The following is an 18,755-nucleotide window of genomic DNA, read 5'->3' as shown; positions in this document are numbered from 1 at the left end:
AAAATCAATCACCTGCGTTGTGGCATGAGGCTTGCTTTAACGAGCGCATGGATATCCAGCGCTCCGATCTCAAGACCAAGAAACGCAACCGCCAGATCCTGTTCGGCGGCATCGGCCTCGTTGCCCTCGTTGCAATGGGCGTCGCCCTCGCGCGGCTCGATCCTGCGGCCCCGTCGGTGGAACAGTCCAGCCTCTGGCTCGGCACCGTCGAACGCGGCGAGATGCTGCGCGAGGTGCGCGGCCCCGGCGTGCTGGCGCCGAAGGAGATCCGCTGGATCGCGTCGGAGACCGCGGCGCGTGTCGAACGCATCGTCGTCAAGCCCGGCGCCACCGTCGAACCGGACACCATCATCCTGGAGCTGAGCAATCCGGAAGTGGAAGAGGCGCAGCTGGCGGCACAGTCCGAACTGGTCGCGTCCGAGGCCGATCTCGCGGCCGAGCGCATGACCCTGGAAAGCACCGTGCTCGACCAGAAGGCGAGCTTCGCCGCCGTCGAGGCCGACTACGAGTCCGCGCGCCTGCAGGCCGAGGCGCAGAAGACCCTTGCCGACCGCGGCATCATTCCGAAGATCGACTTCCGCCGCAGCGAGCTTGCCGCGCAGACGCTCGGCACGCGCCTGGAGATCGAGAAGGAGCGCATGGCCAAGTTCCGCGACACGGTGCACGCGCAGCTCGATGCGCGCCGCGCCCGGACCGAACAGCTGCGCAACACCGCCGCGCTGCGCCAGCGCCAGCTCGACAACCTCAAGGTGCGCGCGGGCATCGCCGGCGTACTGCAGCAGGTGCCGGTGGAAGAGGGCCAGCAGGTCGTGGCCGGCACCAACCTCGCACGGGTCGCGCGCCCGGACGTGCTGATGGCCGAGCTGCGCATCCCCGAAACGCAGGTGAAGGACGTCACAGTCGGCCAGCGCGTGAAGGTCGATACGCGCAACGGCATCGTGCCGGGCAGCGTGATCCGCATCGATCCGGCGGTGTTGAACGGCACCGTGCTCGTCGACGTCGATCTCGAAGGCGCGTTGCCGCCGGGTGCGCGTCCGGACCTGTCCGTCGACGGCACCATCGAGATCGAACGCCTGCCGGACGTGCTCTACGTCGGCCGCCCGGCGTTCGGCCAGCCCGAATCCGACGTGCGCCTGTTCAAGCTCGACGCCGAAGGCGAGATCGCCACCCGCGTGCCGGTGCGCCTGGGCCGCGCGTCGGTGAACCTCATCGAAGTGCAGCAGGGTCTGAATCCGGGCGACCGCATCATCCTCAGCGACACTTCGCAGTGGGACGAATACGACCGATTGCGCCTGAACTAGCGAGAACACGACACGAAGGAAATCCTTCTCCCGCCGGGAGAAGGTGCCGGCAGGCGGATGAGGGCGCCACCTCGCACGCCGCCTCGACGCAAGACCGAACGTGGCGCCCTCATCCGCCTTCGGCACCTTCTCCCGCGGGGAGAAGGGAGCAGAAGCAAAGCAAACGCCAACCGAGACGATACGACCATGACCGCACCCAACGCCCTGATCGCCATGAAGGACATCGCCAAGGTGTTCTACACCGACGAAGTCGAAACCCACGCGCTCTCGGGCGTGCACATGGACATCAAGAAGGGTGAATACGTCTCGATCTCCGGTCCGTCCGGCTGCGGCAAGTCGACGCTGCTGTCGATCCTCGGCCTGCTCGACACCCCCACCGGCGGCTCGTACCGCATCAACGACGTACCGGTCGAAGACATCTCCGCGGCGGAGCGCGCGCGCATCCGCAACAAGGAAATCGGCTTCGTGTTCCAGGCGTTCAACCTGATCGGCGATCTGTCGGTGTTCGAGAACGTCGAGTTGCCGCTGACGTACCGCGACGGCCTCACCAAGGCCGAACGCCGTGACCGCGTGCAGAGCGCGCTCGAGCGCGTGGGCATGGCGCACCGCCTCAAGCACTACCCGGCGCAGCTCTCCGGCGGCCAGCAGCAGCGTGTCGCGGTGGCGCGCGCGCTGGTGGGTTCGCCCTCGATCCTGCTGGCCGACGAACCGACCGGCAACCTCGATTCCAAGAACGGCGAAGCGGTGATGGCGTTGCTCGACGAACTGCATCAGGCCGGGTCGACGATCTGCATGGTGACGCACGATCCGCGCTACGCGGATTTCGCGCAGCGCAAGATCTTCATGTTCGACGGGCGCGTGGTGGATGAGGAGACGCTGCAGCGGCTGCGGCAGGAAGAGGACCAGCGCCTCGATGCGCAGATCGCACGGGCAAGGGACCGCTCGGTCGCATAAAAAAGCCCGTCGCCCCGGCGAAAGCCGGGGCCCAGTGACGTTGCTTTCCGCTCCACACATCAGAGCAACGCCGCTGGGTCCCGGCTTTCGCCGGGACGACGGGGGAATCGGCCTTCCGTGTAAGCCCTCCCGCACGCCGCCGCATCCAACGCAAACGCCGCGACACGCGCGACCGGACCAGCGTCGCACGCACCAGCACACCAGAGACCGCCATGCTCACCACCTTCCTGCAAGAACTCCGCTACAGCCTGCGCACCCTCATGGCGCAGCCGATGTTCACGCTGATCGCGGTGGCCACGCTCGCGCTCGGCATCGGCGCCAACACCGCCATCTTCTCGGTGATCGACGGCCTCTACCTGCGCGACATGCCCTACAAGGACGGCGACCGCCTCGCCATCGTCCACAACACCTATCCGAAGATGGGCCTCGAGGACGCCGGCACCTCGATCCCGGATTACTTCGACCGCAAGACGCAGGCGCCGTCGATCGAGGACATCGCGATCTACAACAACGTCGGCTTCAACCTTGCCGACGCGGGTGCCGCGCCGGAGCGGCTCGTCGCGCTGCGCACCAGCGCATCGCTGTTCTCGACGCTGCAGGTGCAGCCCGCGCTGGGCCGCGTTTTCTCCGAGGAAAACGAAGCGCCCGGGGCCGATCGCGTGATCGTGCTCTCGCACGCACTGTGGGAAAACCGCTTCAACGCCGACCCCGCCATCGTCGGTCGCGACATCCGTCTCGACGCGCAGCCCTACCGCGTACTCGCGGTGATGCCGGAGGGCTTCGACTTCCCGAACCGCAACGTCGGTGCGTGGGTTCCGTTCGCGTTCACGCCGGAACTCAAGAGCGCGAACGAGCGCGGCAACGAGTATTCCAGCTCCGTCGCGCGGCTTGCGCCGGGAGCGACGCTGGAGAAGGTCGACGCCGAAATGGCGCAGATCGTGCGCACCAACGTCGAACAGCTCGGCCCGGACATCGCCGGCTTCGTCGGCGCCACCGGCTTCACCGGTCGCGCCAGGTGGCTGCGCGAGTACCAGGTCGGCGAAACCCGCACCATGCTGCTCGTGCTGCAGGGCGCGGTGCTGATGGTGCTGCTGATCGCCTGCGCCAACGTCGCCAACCTGATGCTGACGCGCGTGGTGGCCAGGCAGAAGGAAATCTCGGTGCGCAACGCGCTCGGCGCCACGCGCTGGCGCATCGCGCGGCAGCTGCTGGTGGACGCGCTGGTGCTGGCGACGATCGGCGGCGGCCTCGGCCTGCTGCTGGCGAAGGGCAGCATCGCGGGCTTCCCGCTGCTCGGCATCACCTCGAACCAGTCCGGCTACGACTTCCGCATGGACGCGCCGGTGCTCGGCTTCGCGCTGCTCGTCACCATCGTCGCGGCCGGGCTCGCGGCGATCCTGCCGATGATCTCGCTGCTGCGCCTCAACATCTACGACACCATCAAGGAAGGCGGCCGCCTCGGCAGCGGCGGACGTCGCGCGGCGGCGTCGCGCAACGTGCTCGTCGTGGCGCAGATCGCACTGGCCACCACGCTGCTGATCGGCGCAGGCCTGCTGCTCAAGAGCTTCCACCTGCTGCAGTCGCAGGATCCGGGGTTCCGCAGCGATGGCGTCGCCACCGCGCTGATCGACCTGCCCGAGACGAAGTACGTCGATGGCGCTGCGCAGGCGCGCGCGCTGGAGCAGATCGTCGACCGGCTCGAAACGATCCCGGGCGTGCAGTCGGCAGCGTACACCAGCACGCTGCCGTTCTCCGGCAACAACTCGTCCGGCAGCTACAGCATCGAAGGCCTCGAAGTGGCCGAAGGCACGTCGCCGCCGCACGCGATGCAGCGCCAGGTCGAAGGCGACTACTTCGGCACGATGGGCATCGCGCTCAAGCGCGGCCGCCTGTTCGACGCGCGCGATCGCGCCGACGGCGCGCCGGTGGTGATCATCGACGAGTTCATGGCCGAGCGTTACTTCCCCGGCCAGGATCCGCTCGGCAAACGCGTGCGCCGCGGCAGCTCCGATCCGGACGCGGACCTGCCGTGGGCGACGATCGTCGGCGTCGTCGGGACGATCAAGCACGGGCGCCTGGGCGAAAATGTCGAGAAGGAAACCATCTACTGGCCCGTGGCACAGGCACCGCAGAGTTCCGGTGCGCTGGTGGTGAAGGCGAACGTGCCGCCGCAGACGCTCAACGCCGCGATCCGCGAGGCGGTGCTTGCATTCGATCCGGAGCAGTCGCTGTTCGGCGTGCAGACGCTGGACGAACGCATCTCGCGCTCGCTCAACAACCAGCGCGCGCCGATGGTGCTGCTCGGCATCTTCGCGGTGGTGGCGCTGGTGCTGTCTGCCATCGGCATCTACGGCGTGCTGGCGTATTCGGTCGGCCAGCGCACCGGCGAACTCGGCGTGCGCATGGCGATCGGTGCGGGGCGTTCGCAGATCCTGGCATTGATCCTGCGCCACGGCGCGTGGCTCACCGGCATCGGTCTCGGCCTCGGGCTGGTCGGTGCGTTTGCCGGCGGGCAGGCGATGCGCACGCAGCTGTTCGGTGTCGGTGGTGCCGATCCGGTGATCTTCCTGCTGGTCCCGGTGCTGCTCGCGGCGATCGCGCTGTTCTCGTGCTGGCTGCCGGCGCGGCGCGCGACGCGCATCGATCCGCTGGTCGCGCTGCGGCACGAGTAAGGGCCTGACCATGCGCGAACTGTTCCTGGCGTGGCGTCGTCTCGCCCTGTGGCGCGGCACCGGCCTTGTGGCGCTGGTGTCGCTCGGTGTCGGCTGCGCTGCGGTGCTTGCGGTGGCGGCGGTGTTCCACCACGTGCTGGTGGCCGACCTGCCGTTCGCCAACGGCGATCGCCTCGTCGCGGTAACCGAAGTCAATGCCGACGGCCGCGCGATGCCGATGGCCGGCCCGAACTTCGTCGACCTGCAGGCGCGCCACGGCGGCATCGAATCGCTGGCCGGCTATGGCGGCGACACGGCGAGCGTCTATTTCGACAGCGGCACGCGCAAGCTCGGCAGCTACGGCGTGACGCCGCGGTTCTTCGAGACACTCGGTGTCGTACCGCAGGGCCGCGCGCTCACGCCGGATCTGGACAAGGCGCAGGTCGCGTGGGTGAGCGAACGCGTGTGGCGCGAGGCACTCGGCAACCGCGCGACCCTCGACGGCGCACGCCTCACCGTGTGGGACATGACGCTCGACGTGGTCGGCGTGATTCCGGACGAGCTCGCCTTTCCCGCCGACGCGCAGGTGTGGTTCCCGATGGGCCTGTTCGGCGAACAGCGCTCGCGCACCGCACACAACTTCGACGCCATCGGCCGCCTCGCCGCGGGCGTGACGCCGGCGCAGGCGCGCAGCGATGCCGATGCGATCGGCCGCGTGCTGGCGAAGGAGCATGCGGGCGACATCGACCTCGCGAGCTTCGGCATCGTCGGCCTGAAAGAAGACCTGGGTGCACGTGCGAAGCCGGTGCTGTGGGCGCTGCTGTTCGCCGCGTCGCTGCTGCTGGCGGCTGCGGCGGGCAATGTCGCCAATCTTGCGCTCGCGCGGCATCTCGCGCGTGGCCACGAGCTTGCGGTGCGCGCCGCGCTCGGCGCCGCGCGTTCGCGTCTGCTGCGCGGCGCACTGGCCGAAGGTGTTTGCCTCGGACTGGCGGCCGCCGTCGTCGGCGTGGCGGCCGCACTCGCGACCCTGCGCCTGTTCGGCAGCATGGTCGGCGCGCAGTTGCCGGGCATCGCCGACGCGGCACTGCAAATACAGACGGTGCTGCCGTGCATCGCGCTCACCGTGCTGCTCGCCATCGGCGCCTACGCGTTGCCGATGCTGCGCGGCCGCGACGATCCCGCCGCCAGCCTCGCCGAAGGAGGCGCGCGCGGCGGCCCCGGCCGTGCGTCGCTGCGCCTGCGCCGCGGCCTGCTCGCGGTGCAGATCGCGCTCGCCACCGTGCTGGTGGCGGCCACGCTGCTGCTCGGGCGCAGCTTCGCCGGCCTGCTCGATGTCGATCCGGGGTTCGATCCGAGCGGCAACGTGATGGCCGAGGTCGTGCTGCCGCCGGAGTTCGCCACCGAGCGCCGCGCGCAGGTATACGAACGCATTCGCGAATCGCTTTCCACGCTGCCGGACGTCGAGGCCGCCGGACTTGCGAACGCGCTGCCGCTGTCCGGCAACGGCGCCAATGGCCAGTTCCTCGTCGAGGACGGCAAAAACACCACGGGTTATGCCGAATACCGCGCCGTCAGTGCCGGCTACTTCGCCGCGATGGGCATGCCGCTGCGCGAAGGCCGCGACATTGCCACCACCGACGTCGCCGGTCAGCCGCACGTCGCCGTCATCAGCCGCCGCGTCGCACGCGACACCTTTCCGAACGGCGATGCCATCGGTCAGCGCATCCAGTACGGCAACATGGATGGCGACAAGACGGCGATCACCATCGTCGGCATCGTCGACGACGTGCGCGAGCGCGGCCTCGATCGGCCGGCCAGCGCCACCGTGTACGTGGCCGCTGCGCAGCGCGGTGCCACGGTGCGCGAACCGGGTTTCGTCGTGCGCGGGCAGGGTGCCGCCGCAGCGCTCGCGCAGCGCGTGGTGCAGGCCGTGCTCGCGGTCGAACCCGCGGCGCAGGCCAGCGTGCGGCCGGTGGCGTCGCTGATCGGCGACTCGCTCGCGCTGCGCCGCTTCACGCTGCAGCTCTTCGCCGCGCTGTGCGGCGCCGCGCTCGCGCTCGCGCTGGTCGGCATCTACAGCCTCGCCGCGTACATGGTGCGCGAGCGCCAGCGCGAACTCGCCGTGCGCCTGAGCCTGGGCGCGTCGCCGGCCAGCATCCGCCGCCTTGTGCTTGCGCAGGGTGCGGCCACGCAGATCGGCGGCGTCGTCGCGGGCCTGGTGCTGTTCGCGGGCGGCGCGCGCTGGTTGTCGAGCCTCGTCACCGGCATCGGCGTGCACGATGTTTCCGGCTACCTCGTCACCGCCGCCGTGCTCGGCAGCTGCGTGCTGCTCGCCAGCCTCGTTCCCGCGCGCCGCGCCACGCGCGTTCCTCCCATGGCCGCGCTGCGGCACGTCTAGGTCTCCGACACGATGTCCACGTTCCTGTCCGATCTCCGCTACGGCCTGCGCGGCCTGCTCGCGCGTCCGATGTTCGCCGTCATCGTGATCCTCACGCTCGGGCTCGGCATCGGTGCGAACACGGCGATCTATTCGCTGTTCCACCAGATGCTGCTGCGTCCGATCCCGGTGCAGCAGCCGGGCGAGCTGGTGAACCTGTCGTCGCCGGGCCCCAAGCAGGGCTGGAGCACGTCGAACAACGCCGGCCGCAGCGATGCGATCTTCAGCTACCCGTTGTTCCGCGACCTCGAAGCCAGGCAGGAGGGCATCGCCACGCTCGCCGCACACCGCGAGATCGCGGTGAACCTGTCGTACCGCGGCAAGACCTCCAACACCACCGGCAGCGTCGTCTCGGGCAGCTACTTCCCCGTGCTTGGCCTCGCGCCCGCACTCGGCCGCCTGCTCGATCGCAACGACGACACCGCCCCCGGGCGCGCCGACGGCGTGGTGCTCAGCCACGCGTACTGGCGCAACACGCTCGGCGCCGATCCGGGCGTGCTCGGACAGACGCTGCTCGTCAACGGCACGCCGCTCGCCATCGTCGGCGTGGCGCCCGAGGGCTTCGAAGGCACCACCATCGGTTCGCGTCCGGCGGTGTTCGTGCCGATCACGCTGAAATGGTCGGCGGACGAGCGCAACCTGCCCAATCACGACAACCGCCAGTTCCACTGGGTGTATCTCTTCGCACGGCTCGCGCCGGGCGTGACGCTGCAGCAGGCGCAGGAACGCTGGAATGCGCCGTTCCGCGCCATCCTCGCCGACGTCGAAGCGCCCATCCAGAACATGAGCGGCACGGCGCTCGAACAGTTCCTCGCGCGCGAGCTCGTGCTCTCGCCCGGCGAACGCGGCCAGAGCACGGCACCGGCGGAAGCCACCGCGCCGCTGCTGATGCTGCTCGCCGTGGCGCTGCTGGTGCTGCTGATCGCCTGCGTCAACATCGCCAACCTGCAGCTTGCGCGCGGCGCGGGCCGCATGGCGGAGATGGCCGTGCGCGCTGCCATCGGCGCCAGCCAGCGCCGCCTGCTCACGCAACTGCTGTGGGAAGCGGTGTTGCTGGCGTTCGCCGGCGCCGTGCTCGCGGTGCCGGTGGCCTATGCCGGCCTGCACGTGCTGGCCGGCATGATGCCGGAGTCGGACGGGGGCAGCCTGACGCTGATGCCGGCGGCGATCGGCTTCGCCTTCGTCGCCGCGCTCGGCACGGTGCTGGTGTTCGGCGTGTTCCCCGCGCTGCAGCTCGCGCGCACCTCGCCGATGAACGTGCTGCGCGGCACTTCCGGCCAGCCCGGCGGTGGCCGCGCCACCGCGCGTTTCCGCAACGCGCTGGTGGTGGTGCAGATCGCGTTCTCGATGGCGCTGCTGGTGCTCGCAGGTTTGTTCACGCAGAGTCTTGCAAATCTTTCGCGCGTCGACCTCGGCTTGCGCACCGAATCGCTGCTGGCCTTCGCCGTCTCGCCGCAGTTGAACGGCTACGAACCTGCGCAATCGCGCCAGGTGTTCGACCGCATCGAACGCGATATCGGCGCCTTGCCCGGCGTCACCGGCATCGGTTCGTCGACCACGCGCCTGCTGTCCAACAGCGAAACCGGCAACAACGTCTCGGTGCAGGACTACGTGATGGCGCCGGGCGAAGACATGGACGCGATGCGCAACGAAGTCGGCCCCGGCTTCTTCGCCACCGTCGGCATGCCGCTGCTGGCCGGGCGCGAGTTTGCCGAGAGCGATGCGATCACGGCGCCGAAGGTCGCCATCGTCAACGAGAAATTCGCCGAGCGCTTCGGCCTGGGCGTGAATCCGGTCGGCAAGCGCATGGCCATCGGCCAGAGCGAGAACCTCGACATCGAGATCGTCGGCCTCGCGAAGAACGCGGCCTACAGCGGCGTGAGAAGCGAGACGCCGCCGCTGGTGTTCCTCGCCAACCGCCAGAACGACCGTGTCGGCGAGATGGTGTTCTACGTGCGCACCGCGCTCGATCCCGGCCAGCAGGCCACCGCGATCCGTGCCGCGGTGGCGCGCATGGACGCCAACCTGCCGATCGAGGATCTCGCCACCGTCACCGAACAGATCCGCGACAACACCTTTGCCGAGCGACTCGTCGGCATGCTGTCGGCCGCGTTCGCCTTGCTCGCGACGCTGCTCGCGGCCACTGGCCTGTACGGCGTGCTCTCGTACACCGTGGCGCAGCGCAGGCGCGAGATCGGCCTGCGGCTGGCGCTCGGGGCGCCGCCGGCACGGCTGCGCGGCATGGTGTTGCGCCAGATCGCACGCATGGGCGTGATCGGCGGCGTGGTCGGGCTGCTCGCCGCGATCGGCCTCGGACAGGCCGCGAAGGCGCTGCTGTTCGGGCTGGAGGCCTACGATCCGCTCGTGTTGATCGCATGCGTCGTGCTGCTCGCCGCCGTGGTGTTCGCCGCCGGCTACCTGCCCGCACGCCGCGCCGCGCGTACCGATCCCATGAACGCACTGCGTTACGAATGACACCGTCGCGCCGCAAACCGGAGACCGCAGGCGCGCTGGCCGCGATCGTGCGCGTGCAGCGGTCGCGAGCGTTGCGCCCCGACGACGCGCGTGGCGCGTCGACCCTCTGACTGCATAGCGACAGGACCGATCCGATGGCCTCCCTCCTGCACGACCTGCGTATCGCCGCGCGCTCTCTGCGCCAGCGTCCCGGCTTCTTCGCCACCGCGGTGCTGACGCTGGCGCTGGGCGTCGGCGCGGTGGCCGCGATCTTCACGGTGTACGACGCGGTGCTGCTCAAGCCGCTGCCGTTTGCACACGCCGACCGCATCGTGCGCGTGATGCGCGAGCAACCGCCGGTGACCTCGTCGCCGGTGTCGGCGCCGATGTTCAAGGAATGGCAGGACGCCGGCAGCGAGGTGTTCGATGCCTTCGGTGCCTTTGTCGGCCGCACCGCGGTGCTGCGCGGGCAGGGCGAGGCGGAACGACTCACGGGGTATGCGGTGACGCCGGGCTTCTGGGACGTGTTCGGGCAGCCCGTCGCCCTCGGCCGCGCGTTCGGCGACGAGGAAGAGACCCGCAACGAACGTGTCGCCGTGATCGGCGATGCGTTGTGGCGCAACCGCTTCGACGCCGATCCCGCGATCCTCGGTCGGGAGATTCAGATCGACGGCGTGGCGACACGCATCGTCGGCGTCGCCGCAGCGGGCTTCCGCTATCCGTCCGACGCGCAGGTGTGGACGCCTACCTTCGTGCCGGCCAACGGCGCGGGTCGCGGCAGCAACAGCTACAGCGTGATCGCACGGCTCGCGCCGGGCGCCGGCGTTGCACAGGCGGACGCGGCGATGGCGCGCGTGACGCAGTGGCAGGCCAAGGAATTTCCGGACAACCACACCGGGCTGACCGCGCGCATCGAGCCGCTGCCTGCGCTGGTCGGTGCACGCGTGCGTGCGCCGCTCGCGGTGCTGCTCGGCGCGTCGGCGCTGGTGCTGCTGATCGCGTGCGCCAATCTCGCCAACCTGATGCTCGCGCGGGCGCAGGCCCGCACGCAGGAGCTGGCGCTGCGGCGCGCGATGGGCGCGGGTCGCATGCGCCTGCTGCGCGAGGTGATGGCCGAATCGCTGCTGATCGCCGGCGTCGGCACGCTGGCGGCGCTGCTCGTGGCGCAACCGGCGACGCAGGCGCTGCTCTCGCTCGCGCCGGACCTGCTGCCGGCCTTCAACCACCCGCAGGTCGATCTGCGCGTGGTGGCGGTCACGGCGGGCGTGGCGCTCGCCACGCTGCTGCTGTTCGGCGCGTGGCCGGGCTGGCGCGCGGCCGGCGTCGATCCTGCGCAGGCCTTGCAGGGCGCGTCGCGCAGCCAGACCGGCAGCCGCCGCCAGATGCGTGCGCGCGCCGCGCTGGTGTCCGCCGAGATCGCGGTGGCGCTCACGCTGCTGGCCGGCGCCGGTCTGCTGATCGACAGCCTGCGCCGCCTCGGCGAGGTCGATCCCGGTGTCGCATCGGCGCAGGTGATCACCGCGCGTGTGTCGTTGCCGATGCCGGTGCGCGCGCCGGGCGAAACATTCGATGTCACCGCCACCAACGCCAGGGCCGCACTCGATCCGATGCTCGCGGCCATCGAGGCGCGGCTGCGCGCCTTGCCCGGCGTGCGGTCGGTGGCCTTCACCGACGAGTTGCCGGTGTCGGGCGACACCGGCTGGAGCGGCAGCTTCGAGGTGGTCGGCCATCCGATCGAGGAGGCCACGCTGGCCGTGTTCCGCTTCGTCGGACCGGATTATTTCGCGACATTCGGCATCGATGTCGACGCCGGTCGCGCATTCGAGGCACACGACGGCAGCCAGGCACTGTTCCCGACCGACATGCTGGTCAACCGCACCTTCGTCGACACTTACCTCGGTGGCGCCGATGCGCTCGGCCGCCAGGTGACCGTGTACGACGGTTCGGAGAAAACCATCGTCGGCGTGGTGGAAGACGTGCGCCAGCAGGGCCTCGACCAGGACACCATCGCCGAAGTCTATTTCCCGGTGCGCAACGCGCCGATGGGCGAACTCGCGCTCGCGGTGGCCGTCGATGGCGACGCGATGGCGTTCGCGCCGATGCTGCGCGACGCCTTGCGCGAGACGGTGCCCGACGCGCCCGTGTTCTCGATCCGCACCATGGACGAGGTGATGGCACGGACCACCGCGATGCGCCGCTTCAACATGACGCTGATGAGCGTGTTCGCTGGCGTGGCGCTGCTGCTGTCGGCGATCGGCCTGTACGGCGTGATCGCCTATTCGGTCGGCCAGCGCCGGCGCGAGATCGGCCTGCGCCAGGCCATCGGCGCGCGTGCGGTCGACGTGCATCGGCTCATGCTCGGCGCGGGCCTGCGCATGATCGTGCCGGGCCTGGTCGTCGGGCTCGTCGGCGCGCTGCTGCTCGGGCGCGCGATCGCGAGCCAGCTCTACGGCGTCGGCGCGGCGGATCCGCTGGTGCTCGGCAGCGTGGCGGCGGTGCTGGCGCTGGTGGCACTCGCCGCGTGTGCGGTGCCCACGCTGCGCGCCGCACGGGCCTCGCCGATGGATGCGTTGCGCAGCGACTGATCCGCGCGCGTCCGCATCGTTCCGTCCATCCATTCGCACGTTTCCGGAGCCGCCCCATGCTCGACGCCATCGTCCGCGACCTGCGTCTCGCCACGCGCAACCTGTTCGCAAAACCGGGTTTCTTCATCGTCGCCGTGCTGACGCTCGCGCTGGGCATCGGCAGCGTCAGCGCGATCTACAGCGTGGTCAACGGCACGCTGCTGTCGCCGCTGCCGTATCCGCAGGCCGAACGCATCGTCCGCATCACGCGCGAACAGCCGCCGTACGGTGGACCGATCTCGCGGCCGCTGCTGTTCGACTGGCAGAAGGGCACCGCCGACGTGTACTCGGCCGTCGCCGGCTTCACCGGCGGCGTGCTGACGCTCACCGGCAGCGGCGATGCCGAGCGCCTTTCGGCGATCCGCGTTTCGCCGGAATTCTGGACGGTGATGGACCTCGCGCCGGAAGTGGGACGTTACTTCGGGGTCGACGAAGAGCGGGCCAACACACGCGTCGCCGTGCTGACGCATGCGCTGTGGACACAGCGCTTCGGCGCCGATCCCGCGATCGTCGGGCGCGACATCGTGCTCGACGGCGAAAGCTACCGCGTCACCGGCGTGACGCCGGCGCGCTTCCGTTTCCCGGGCAGCGCGCAGCTCTTCGTGCCGACGTATTTGCCGGCGAGCCAGCTCGGGCGCGACTACAACTCGATCCACGTGGTCGCGCGCCTGCGCGACGGGGTCGACGCGGAGACGGCGACGGCTGCGCTGCACACGCTGAACCTCGCGCTGCAGAAGCAATACCCGGAAAGCAACACCAACCTCACCGCGAACACCGTGCCGTTGCCGGAGCTTCTGACCGGCAACGTGCGCCAGCCGCTGATGGTGCTGTCGGGCGCGGCGGCGCTGGTGCTGCTGATCGCGTGTGCGAACCTCGCCAACCTGCTGCTGATCCGCGGCAACCAGCGCCAGCGCGAACTCGCGGTGCGGTCGGCGCTGGGTGCGGGGCGCCGTCGTCTCGTGCGCAGCGTGCTGGCCGAGGCGCTGGTGATCGCGCTCGTCGGCGGCGTGCTCGGGGTCGCGCTCGCGGCCGTTGCGGTACCGCTGCTGCTGGCCGGTGCGCCGGATCTGATGCCCAGCCACGCCACGCCGGGCGTCGACTTCACCGTGGTCGGCCTCGGCATGGGCGTGTCGGCGTGCACCGTGCTGCTGTTCTCGCTGTGGCCGGCGTGGCGCAGCGCCGCGGTGGCGCCGGCCGGCGCGCTGCAGGAGGAGGGACGCAGCGGCAGCGGCGGTCGTGCGCGCAGCCGCACACGTTCGGTTCTCGTGGTTGCCGAAGTGGCGCTGTCGCTCACGCTGCTCGTTGGCGCGGGACTGATGATCGCGAGCCTGTCGCGCCTGGGCCAGGTCGACGACGGCATCGATCTCGACCCGGTGCTCACTGCCGCGATCGCCTTGCCCGCCGGCGCGCAACGTCCGGACGAGGATTTCGAAGCCGCCTACAAGCGCAACACGATCGCGGTGGGCGCGCGCCTGGACGCGCTGCTCGAACGCGTGAGCGCTCTGCCGGGCGTCGAGGTGGCCGGGCTCACCGACGCATTGCCGCTGTCGGGCATGGACAACGCGAGCTCCAACGTCGTGCTGATCGGACGCGATCCGGTCCCGGAAGGCCAGCCGCAGCGCGGGGTGCAGTGGCGGTTCACCAGCCCCGGCTACTTTCCGGCGCTCGGCATCCGGCTGGTGGCAGGGCGCCTGCTCGAGGAGGCCGATCGCAATCCCGGCGGCTACCCGACGCAGGTGCTGGTGAACGAGACCTTCGTGAAGAAGTACCTGCCCGATGTGGATCCCGTCGGCCGGCAGATCCAGTTCCTCGGCGACAACAAGACCATCGTCGGCGTGGTCGGCGACGTACGCCAGATGGGCCTGGACTCCGAGCCGCTGCCCGAAGCCTTCATGCACACCGCCAACTCGATCCATTCGCAGTTCTACCTGGTGCTGAAGGTACGCGGCGACCCCGGCGCGCTGGCCGAACCGCTGCGCCGGACGCTGAAGGAGTTCGACGCCGCGATGCCGGTATTCGAAGTCCGCACGCTCGCCGCGCTCGGCGCGCAGCGCAACGCCATGCGCCTGTTCAACCTGCAGCTGATGACGATCTTCGGCGGGGTCGCCCTGCTGCTGGCGGCCGTGGGGCTGTACGGCACCATTGCCTATTCGGTCGCGCAGCGGCGACACGAGTTCGGCATCCGCCTCTCGCTCGGCGCCAGCGGTGCGCAGCTGATGTCGCAGGTGATGAAGCAGGGCATGGGGTTGGTGGCGATCGGTGTGCTTGCCGGCATCGCCGGTGCGCTGGCGCTGGGGCGTGTGCTTGCATCGCAGCTGTTCGGCGTGGGCGCGGGCGATCCCGGCGTGCTGTTCGCGGCGGTGGCGCTGCTCGGCGGCATCGCGCTGGTGGCGTGCCTGGTGCCCGCGCTGCGCGCCTCGCGCGTGCATCCGATGACGGTGCTGCGGTCGCAGTAGTTGGCGATGGTGTCGACGATCCGGTGTCGGACGATGCCGGCATCGCCACGTCGACCTTGCACGCGATCCGAGTGCGGGACATCGCACGCACGGCATCCCTGAGAGTTCACCGTGCCGACTCGCGGAACGCTTGCGATCCGGATCGCTCCATCGTGTTGGAACCGGGTGCTGCCGCAGAGCCGACCTCCGACTCGCGTGGAAGAGGCTATCTCCGCTGCTTTCGTGACAGCGATCGCCCTGTCGACGTGATGGGGCGACAACTCGAGCCCCGTCGTCCCGGCGAAAGCCGGGACCCAGCGGCGTTGCCCGGTTGCCCGACGCACGCAACGTCACTGGGTCCCGGCTTTCGCCGGGACGACGGTGAGGGAACACTCCAGGTTCCTGCGGACGGACGTGCGCGTTTCGGGGGATGACACTCTCTGACGCTTGCGGGGTTCGGGCGTGCGTCCATGTCCTCGGAGTTTCCCGGGCGAGGGTTCACCTACTCGTGCGTCTGGTGCTTGGGTTCGGCGACAGGACCCAGCGCTTGGCCTCGGTCATGCGCGAAAGCGAACGCCTGTGTTCGATCCCGAACGCCTACGGGGCTATCGAATCGATAAGAATCATGTGCTTGCCGTTGGCACTTTCATTGCTTTGCATGGCTGAACAAACAGCAACGTCCGATCCCGTCGCCGGAGCCGCCGATGTCCGCACTCACCAAAGACCTCCGCTTCGCCTGGCGCCGCCTCGGCAAGAGCCCCGGCTTCGCCACCGCCGCGATCCTGATGCTGGGACTGGGCATCGGCGCGAGCGTGGCCATGTTCAGCGTGTTGCAGGGCGTGGTGCTGTCGGGGTTGCCGTACCCGGGCGGCGAGCGCGTGGTGGCGGTGGCGGCGGCCAACGCGGAGCAGGACACCACCGGCTCGCTGACACCGGCCGAAGCCGTGCGGCTCGAGAGCGGCGAGAGCCCGTACGAGGCGTTCGGCTTCTACAACTGGGGCGGCATCACCTTCAGCGACGGCGACACGCCGCGCGAGGCGACCATCATCCTCGCGAGCGCGGGCTTCTTCCCCACGCTCGGCGTGCAGCCGATGCTCGGGCGCACCTTCACGAAGGACGACATGGGCGAGGAGCAGGGCGCGATCATCCTGTCCTACACCGAGTGGCAGCGCCTCACCGGTGGCGACCAGAACGCCGTCGGCAAGCTCATCGACACCATCGACAACGGGCGTCTGCAGATCGTCGGCGTGATGCCGCCGGAGTTCGCGTATCCGGACTCGGACGTCGGCGCATGGCGGCCGATGCGCGATGCCTACCTGCAGCCGGACAAGCCGGGCTACTGGAACTCGCGCGGTTTCGTGTATGCGATCGGCCGCATCGCCGAGGGCGTTTCGCCGGCGCTGGCGCTGGAGCGCACGCAGGCGATCATGGACGAAGTGCGCGAGCAGTACCGCATGCGGGACACCGGCTGGCGCGTGACGTCGATGCCGTTGCTGGAAGAAGCCATCGGCGGCGCGCGCGACGTGCTGTGGGCGAGCTTCGGCGTGGCCGTGCTGGTGCTGCTGATCGCGTGCGCGAACGTGGCCATCCTGCTCGATGCACGACAGATCGCGCGGCGCCACGAGCAGTCGATCGCGCAGGCGCTGGGTGCGAGCCGTGCGCGCGTGTACCGCGTGATGCTGATCGAACTGGGCCTGCTCGGACTCGCAGGTGCCGCGCTCGGCACGCTGTTGGCGACCGGCGCACTGGAACTACTGAAAGGCCTCGCGCAAGGCAGCGTGCCGCGCGTGGAGGAGATCGGCCTGGATGCGGGCGTGCTGCTGTTCGCGCTGCTGGTCGGCCTTGCGACGCCGATGCTGGCGGCGGCGCTCGGTTCGCTGCGCCTGCGCGGCCAGCCCATCGACGCGATGCGCGGCGGCGCGAAAGGCGCGGCGCCGATGCAGGCGCGCCGCACGCGGCTGCTGCCGGTGCTGGGCGTGGCGCTGTCGACGATGGCGCTGTTCGCGGCGGCGGCGATGGTGGCGAGCCTGGTGCGCGTGCAGGACGTCGATCCGGGCTTTGCGGCCGACAATATCCACGCCATGCAGATGTTCCGCGACGGCGGGCCGGCGAAGGCGGTGGACTTCGCCGATGCGCTGCAGGCGAAGCTGCGCGCGCTGCCGGGCGTGACGCATGTGGCCCTCACCACCGCGGCGCCGCTGTCGCTCATCGGCAGCTTCACCATCGATCTCGCGGTGCCCGGACGCGAGCGGCCGGAGCCGCTGGTGGCCGGCTTGCGGCGCGTGTCGCCGGAGTATCTGGAGACCTTGTCGATCCCGGTGTCCGAAGGCCGCAACTTCACCGCGGAGGATCGCGCCGGCGGCGAGCTGGTCGCCATCATCAACCGGAGCCTCGCGCGGCGCGTGTTCGGCGACGAATCGGCCGTGGGGCAGATCATCGCGCTGCCGCTGGGCGAACGCGACCGCATCCCGCACCGCGTGGTCGGCGTCACCGACGACGTGCGCAACGACGGCCTGCGCAGCGACGCCTCGGGCGAGATCCTGGTTCCGTTCGTGCAGAGCCCGTGGGTGGGCATGACCTTCCTCGTGCGCACCGCGGTGCCGCTGCCCGGCATCACGCAGCAGATGCGCGAGGCGATGTGGGCGGTCGACCCGAACGAGGCGCCGACGCGCGAGTTCACGATGCGCGGCGAGCTCGATGACCAGCTGCGTCCGGCGCAGTTCTTCGCGCGCGCGGTCGGCGGGTTCGCGTTGTGTGCGCTGCTGCTCGCGGCGCTCGGGGTGTATGCGCTGGCGGCGCAGCACCAGCAGCAGCGGCGGGCCGAATTCGGCCTGCGGCTGGCCATCGGCGCACCGCCGGCGCGGCTGGCGCGGCAGTCGCTCGGCGACAGCCTGCGCGGCGGTGTGCTCGGCATTGTGCTCGGCGCTGCGGTGGGCTTCGTTCTGCTGCGGCTGCTGCAGGCGCAGCTGTTCGAGTTCGGTGGCGGCTACGCGCCGTGGTTCGCGCTGGCGGCACTCGGCATCGGGGTTGCGGTGTTCGCCGCGGCGCTGCCGCCGGCGCTGCGTGCCGGCCGCACCGATCCGATGACCGCGCTGCGCGACGAATGATCCTCGCCCGCACATCCAGCCCTACGATCGCCCATCAGGAACGCAGCGCCATGATCGAACTCAAGCACATCGAGAAATCGCACCCGCAGGGCGACAGCCGGCTGTTCGTGCTGCGCAAGGTGAGCCTCGCCATTGGCGAGGGCGAGTTCGTCAGCATCGTCGGGCCGTCGGGCTCGGGCAAGAGCAGCCTGCTGTCGGTGCTGGGCCTGCTCGATGCGGACTGGACCGGCGAATACCTGTTCGACGGACAGCCGCTGCACGCGATGAAGCCGAAACAGCGCGCCGAATTCGCGCGCAACAACATCGGCTTCGTGTTCCAGCAGTACCACCTGATCGACGATCTCACCGTGCGCGAGAATCTCGAGCTGCCGCTGGACTACCGCGACATGCCGCGTTCCGAGCGCCAGGCGCGCGTGGCCGATATCCTCGACCGCTTCCAGATCGTGGGCAAGAAGGATCTCTACCCGCGCCAGCTGTCGGGCGGGCAGCAGCAGCTGGTCGCGGTGGCGCGCGCCGTGGTCGCGCGCCCGCGCCTGCTGCTCGCCGACGAGCCCACCGGCGCGCTGCATTCGAGCCAGGGCGACATGATCATGGACCTGCTCGCCGAACTGCATCGCGACGGCACCACCATCGTGCAGGTCACGCACAATCCCGCGTATGCCGCGCGCGCCGGCAGGACGGTCGAGCTGTTCGATGGCTGGCTGAAATGAGGAAAGAGTGGGCAGGAGTGGGAAACGAGCGAGGACGTAGCGGCGCGCGGCTCCCGGGCCTGCTGTCATTCATTTCCCGCTC

General features: G+C 69.9%; 9 protein-coding genes. All 9 read left to right on the top strand.

Annotated elements, in window-relative coordinates; genetic code table 11:
* Positions 1 to 47: 47 nt before the first annotated feature.
* The 9 genes from HNQ52_RS02305 to HNQ52_RS02265 all read left to right on the top strand — a co-directional run bounded on the left by HNQ52_RS02305 (position 48) and on the right by HNQ52_RS02265 (position 18,673).
* Complete coding sequence (locus tag HNQ52_RS02305; protein ID WP_183959398.1) at positions 48 to 1,301, top strand: efflux RND transporter periplasmic adaptor subunit; 1,254 nt, start codon at positions 48 to 50, stop codon at positions 1,299 to 1,301.
* Positions 1,302 to 1,487: 186 nt separating this feature from the next.
* The gene (locus HNQ52_RS02300) at positions 1,488 to 2,255 is read left to right on the top strand and encodes an ABC transporter ATP-binding protein (protein WP_183959396.1); all 768 of its coding nucleotides are present in this window, start codon (positions 1,488 to 1,490) and stop codon (positions 2,253 to 2,255) included.
* Between the two features lie 212 nt (positions 2,256 to 2,467).
* On the top strand, positions 2,468 to 4,927 hold the full coding sequence (locus HNQ52_RS02295) for an ABC transporter permease (RefSeq protein WP_183959394.1): 2,460 nt from the start codon (positions 2,468 to 2,470) through the stop codon (positions 4,925 to 4,927).
* Between the two features lie 10 nt (positions 4,928 to 4,937).
* Positions 4,938 to 7,304 carry an ABC transporter permease gene (locus HNQ52_RS02290; protein WP_183959391.1) on the top strand — a complete coding sequence of 789 codons (2,367 nt, stop codon included), beginning with the start codon at positions 4,938 to 4,940 and terminating at the stop codon, positions 7,302 to 7,304.
* A gap of 12 nt (positions 7,305 to 7,316) precedes the next feature.
* The gene (locus HNQ52_RS02285) at positions 7,317 to 9,818 is read left to right on the top strand and encodes an ABC transporter permease (RefSeq protein WP_183959389.1); all 2,502 of its coding nucleotides are present in this window, start codon (positions 7,317 to 7,319) and stop codon (positions 9,816 to 9,818) included.
* A gap of 134 nt (positions 9,819 to 9,952) precedes the next feature.
* On the top strand, positions 9,953 to 12,382 hold the full coding sequence (locus HNQ52_RS02280; protein ID WP_183959387.1) for an ABC transporter permease: 2,430 nt from the start codon (positions 9,953 to 9,955) through the stop codon (positions 12,380 to 12,382).
* A gap of 56 nt (positions 12,383 to 12,438) precedes the next feature.
* On the top strand, positions 12,439 to 14,877 hold the full coding sequence (locus HNQ52_RS02275; protein ID WP_183959385.1) for an ABC transporter permease: 2,439 nt from the start codon (positions 12,439 to 12,441) through the stop codon (positions 14,875 to 14,877).
* Positions 14,878 to 15,560: 683 nt separating this feature from the next.
* On the top strand, positions 15,561 to 17,963 hold the full coding sequence (locus HNQ52_RS02270) for an ADOP family duplicated permease (protein ID WP_183959382.1): 2,403 nt from the start codon (positions 15,561 to 15,563) through the stop codon (positions 17,961 to 17,963).
* Between the two features lie 50 nt (positions 17,964 to 18,013).
* Entirely contained in the window at positions 18,014 to 18,673 is a 660-nt protein-coding gene (locus HNQ52_RS02265; protein ID WP_183959380.1) for an ABC transporter ATP-binding protein, read from the top strand.
* Positions 18,674 to 18,755: the final 82 nt, after the last annotated feature.

The sequence above is a fragment of the Chiayiivirga flava genome (assembly GCF_014202825.1).
GTDB lineage: Bacteria > Pseudomonadota > Gammaproteobacteria > Xanthomonadales > Xanthomonadaceae > Chiayiivirga > Chiayiivirga flava.
This window is presented reverse-complemented; position numbering and strand designations above follow the sequence as displayed.

Coding starts and splice junctions, on each gene's coding strand:
- HNQ52_RS02305 (WP_183959398.1), top strand. CDS start 48: ATGGATATCCAGCGCTCCGATCTCAAGACCAAGAAACGCAACCGCCAG.
- HNQ52_RS02300 (WP_183959396.1), top strand. CDS start 1,488: ATGACCGCACCCAACGCCCTGATCGCCATGAAGGACATCGCCAAGGTG.
- HNQ52_RS02295 (WP_183959394.1), top strand. CDS start 2,468: ATGCTCACCACCTTCCTGCAAGAACTCCGCTACAGCCTGCGCACCCTC.
- HNQ52_RS02290 (WP_183959391.1), top strand. CDS start 4,938: ATGCGCGAACTGTTCCTGGCGTGGCGTCGTCTCGCCCTGTGGCGCGGC.
- HNQ52_RS02285 (WP_183959389.1), top strand. CDS start 7,317: ATGTCCACGTTCCTGTCCGATCTCCGCTACGGCCTGCGCGGCCTGCTC.
- HNQ52_RS02280 (WP_183959387.1), top strand. CDS start 9,953: ATGGCCTCCCTCCTGCACGACCTGCGTATCGCCGCGCGCTCTCTGCGC.
- HNQ52_RS02275 (WP_183959385.1), top strand. CDS start 12,439: ATGCTCGACGCCATCGTCCGCGACCTGCGTCTCGCCACGCGCAACCTG.
- HNQ52_RS02270 (WP_183959382.1), top strand. CDS start 15,561: ATGTCCGCACTCACCAAAGACCTCCGCTTCGCCTGGCGCCGCCTCGGC.
- HNQ52_RS02265 (WP_183959380.1), top strand. CDS start 18,014: ATGATCGAACTCAAGCACATCGAGAAATCGCACCCGCAGGGCGACAGC.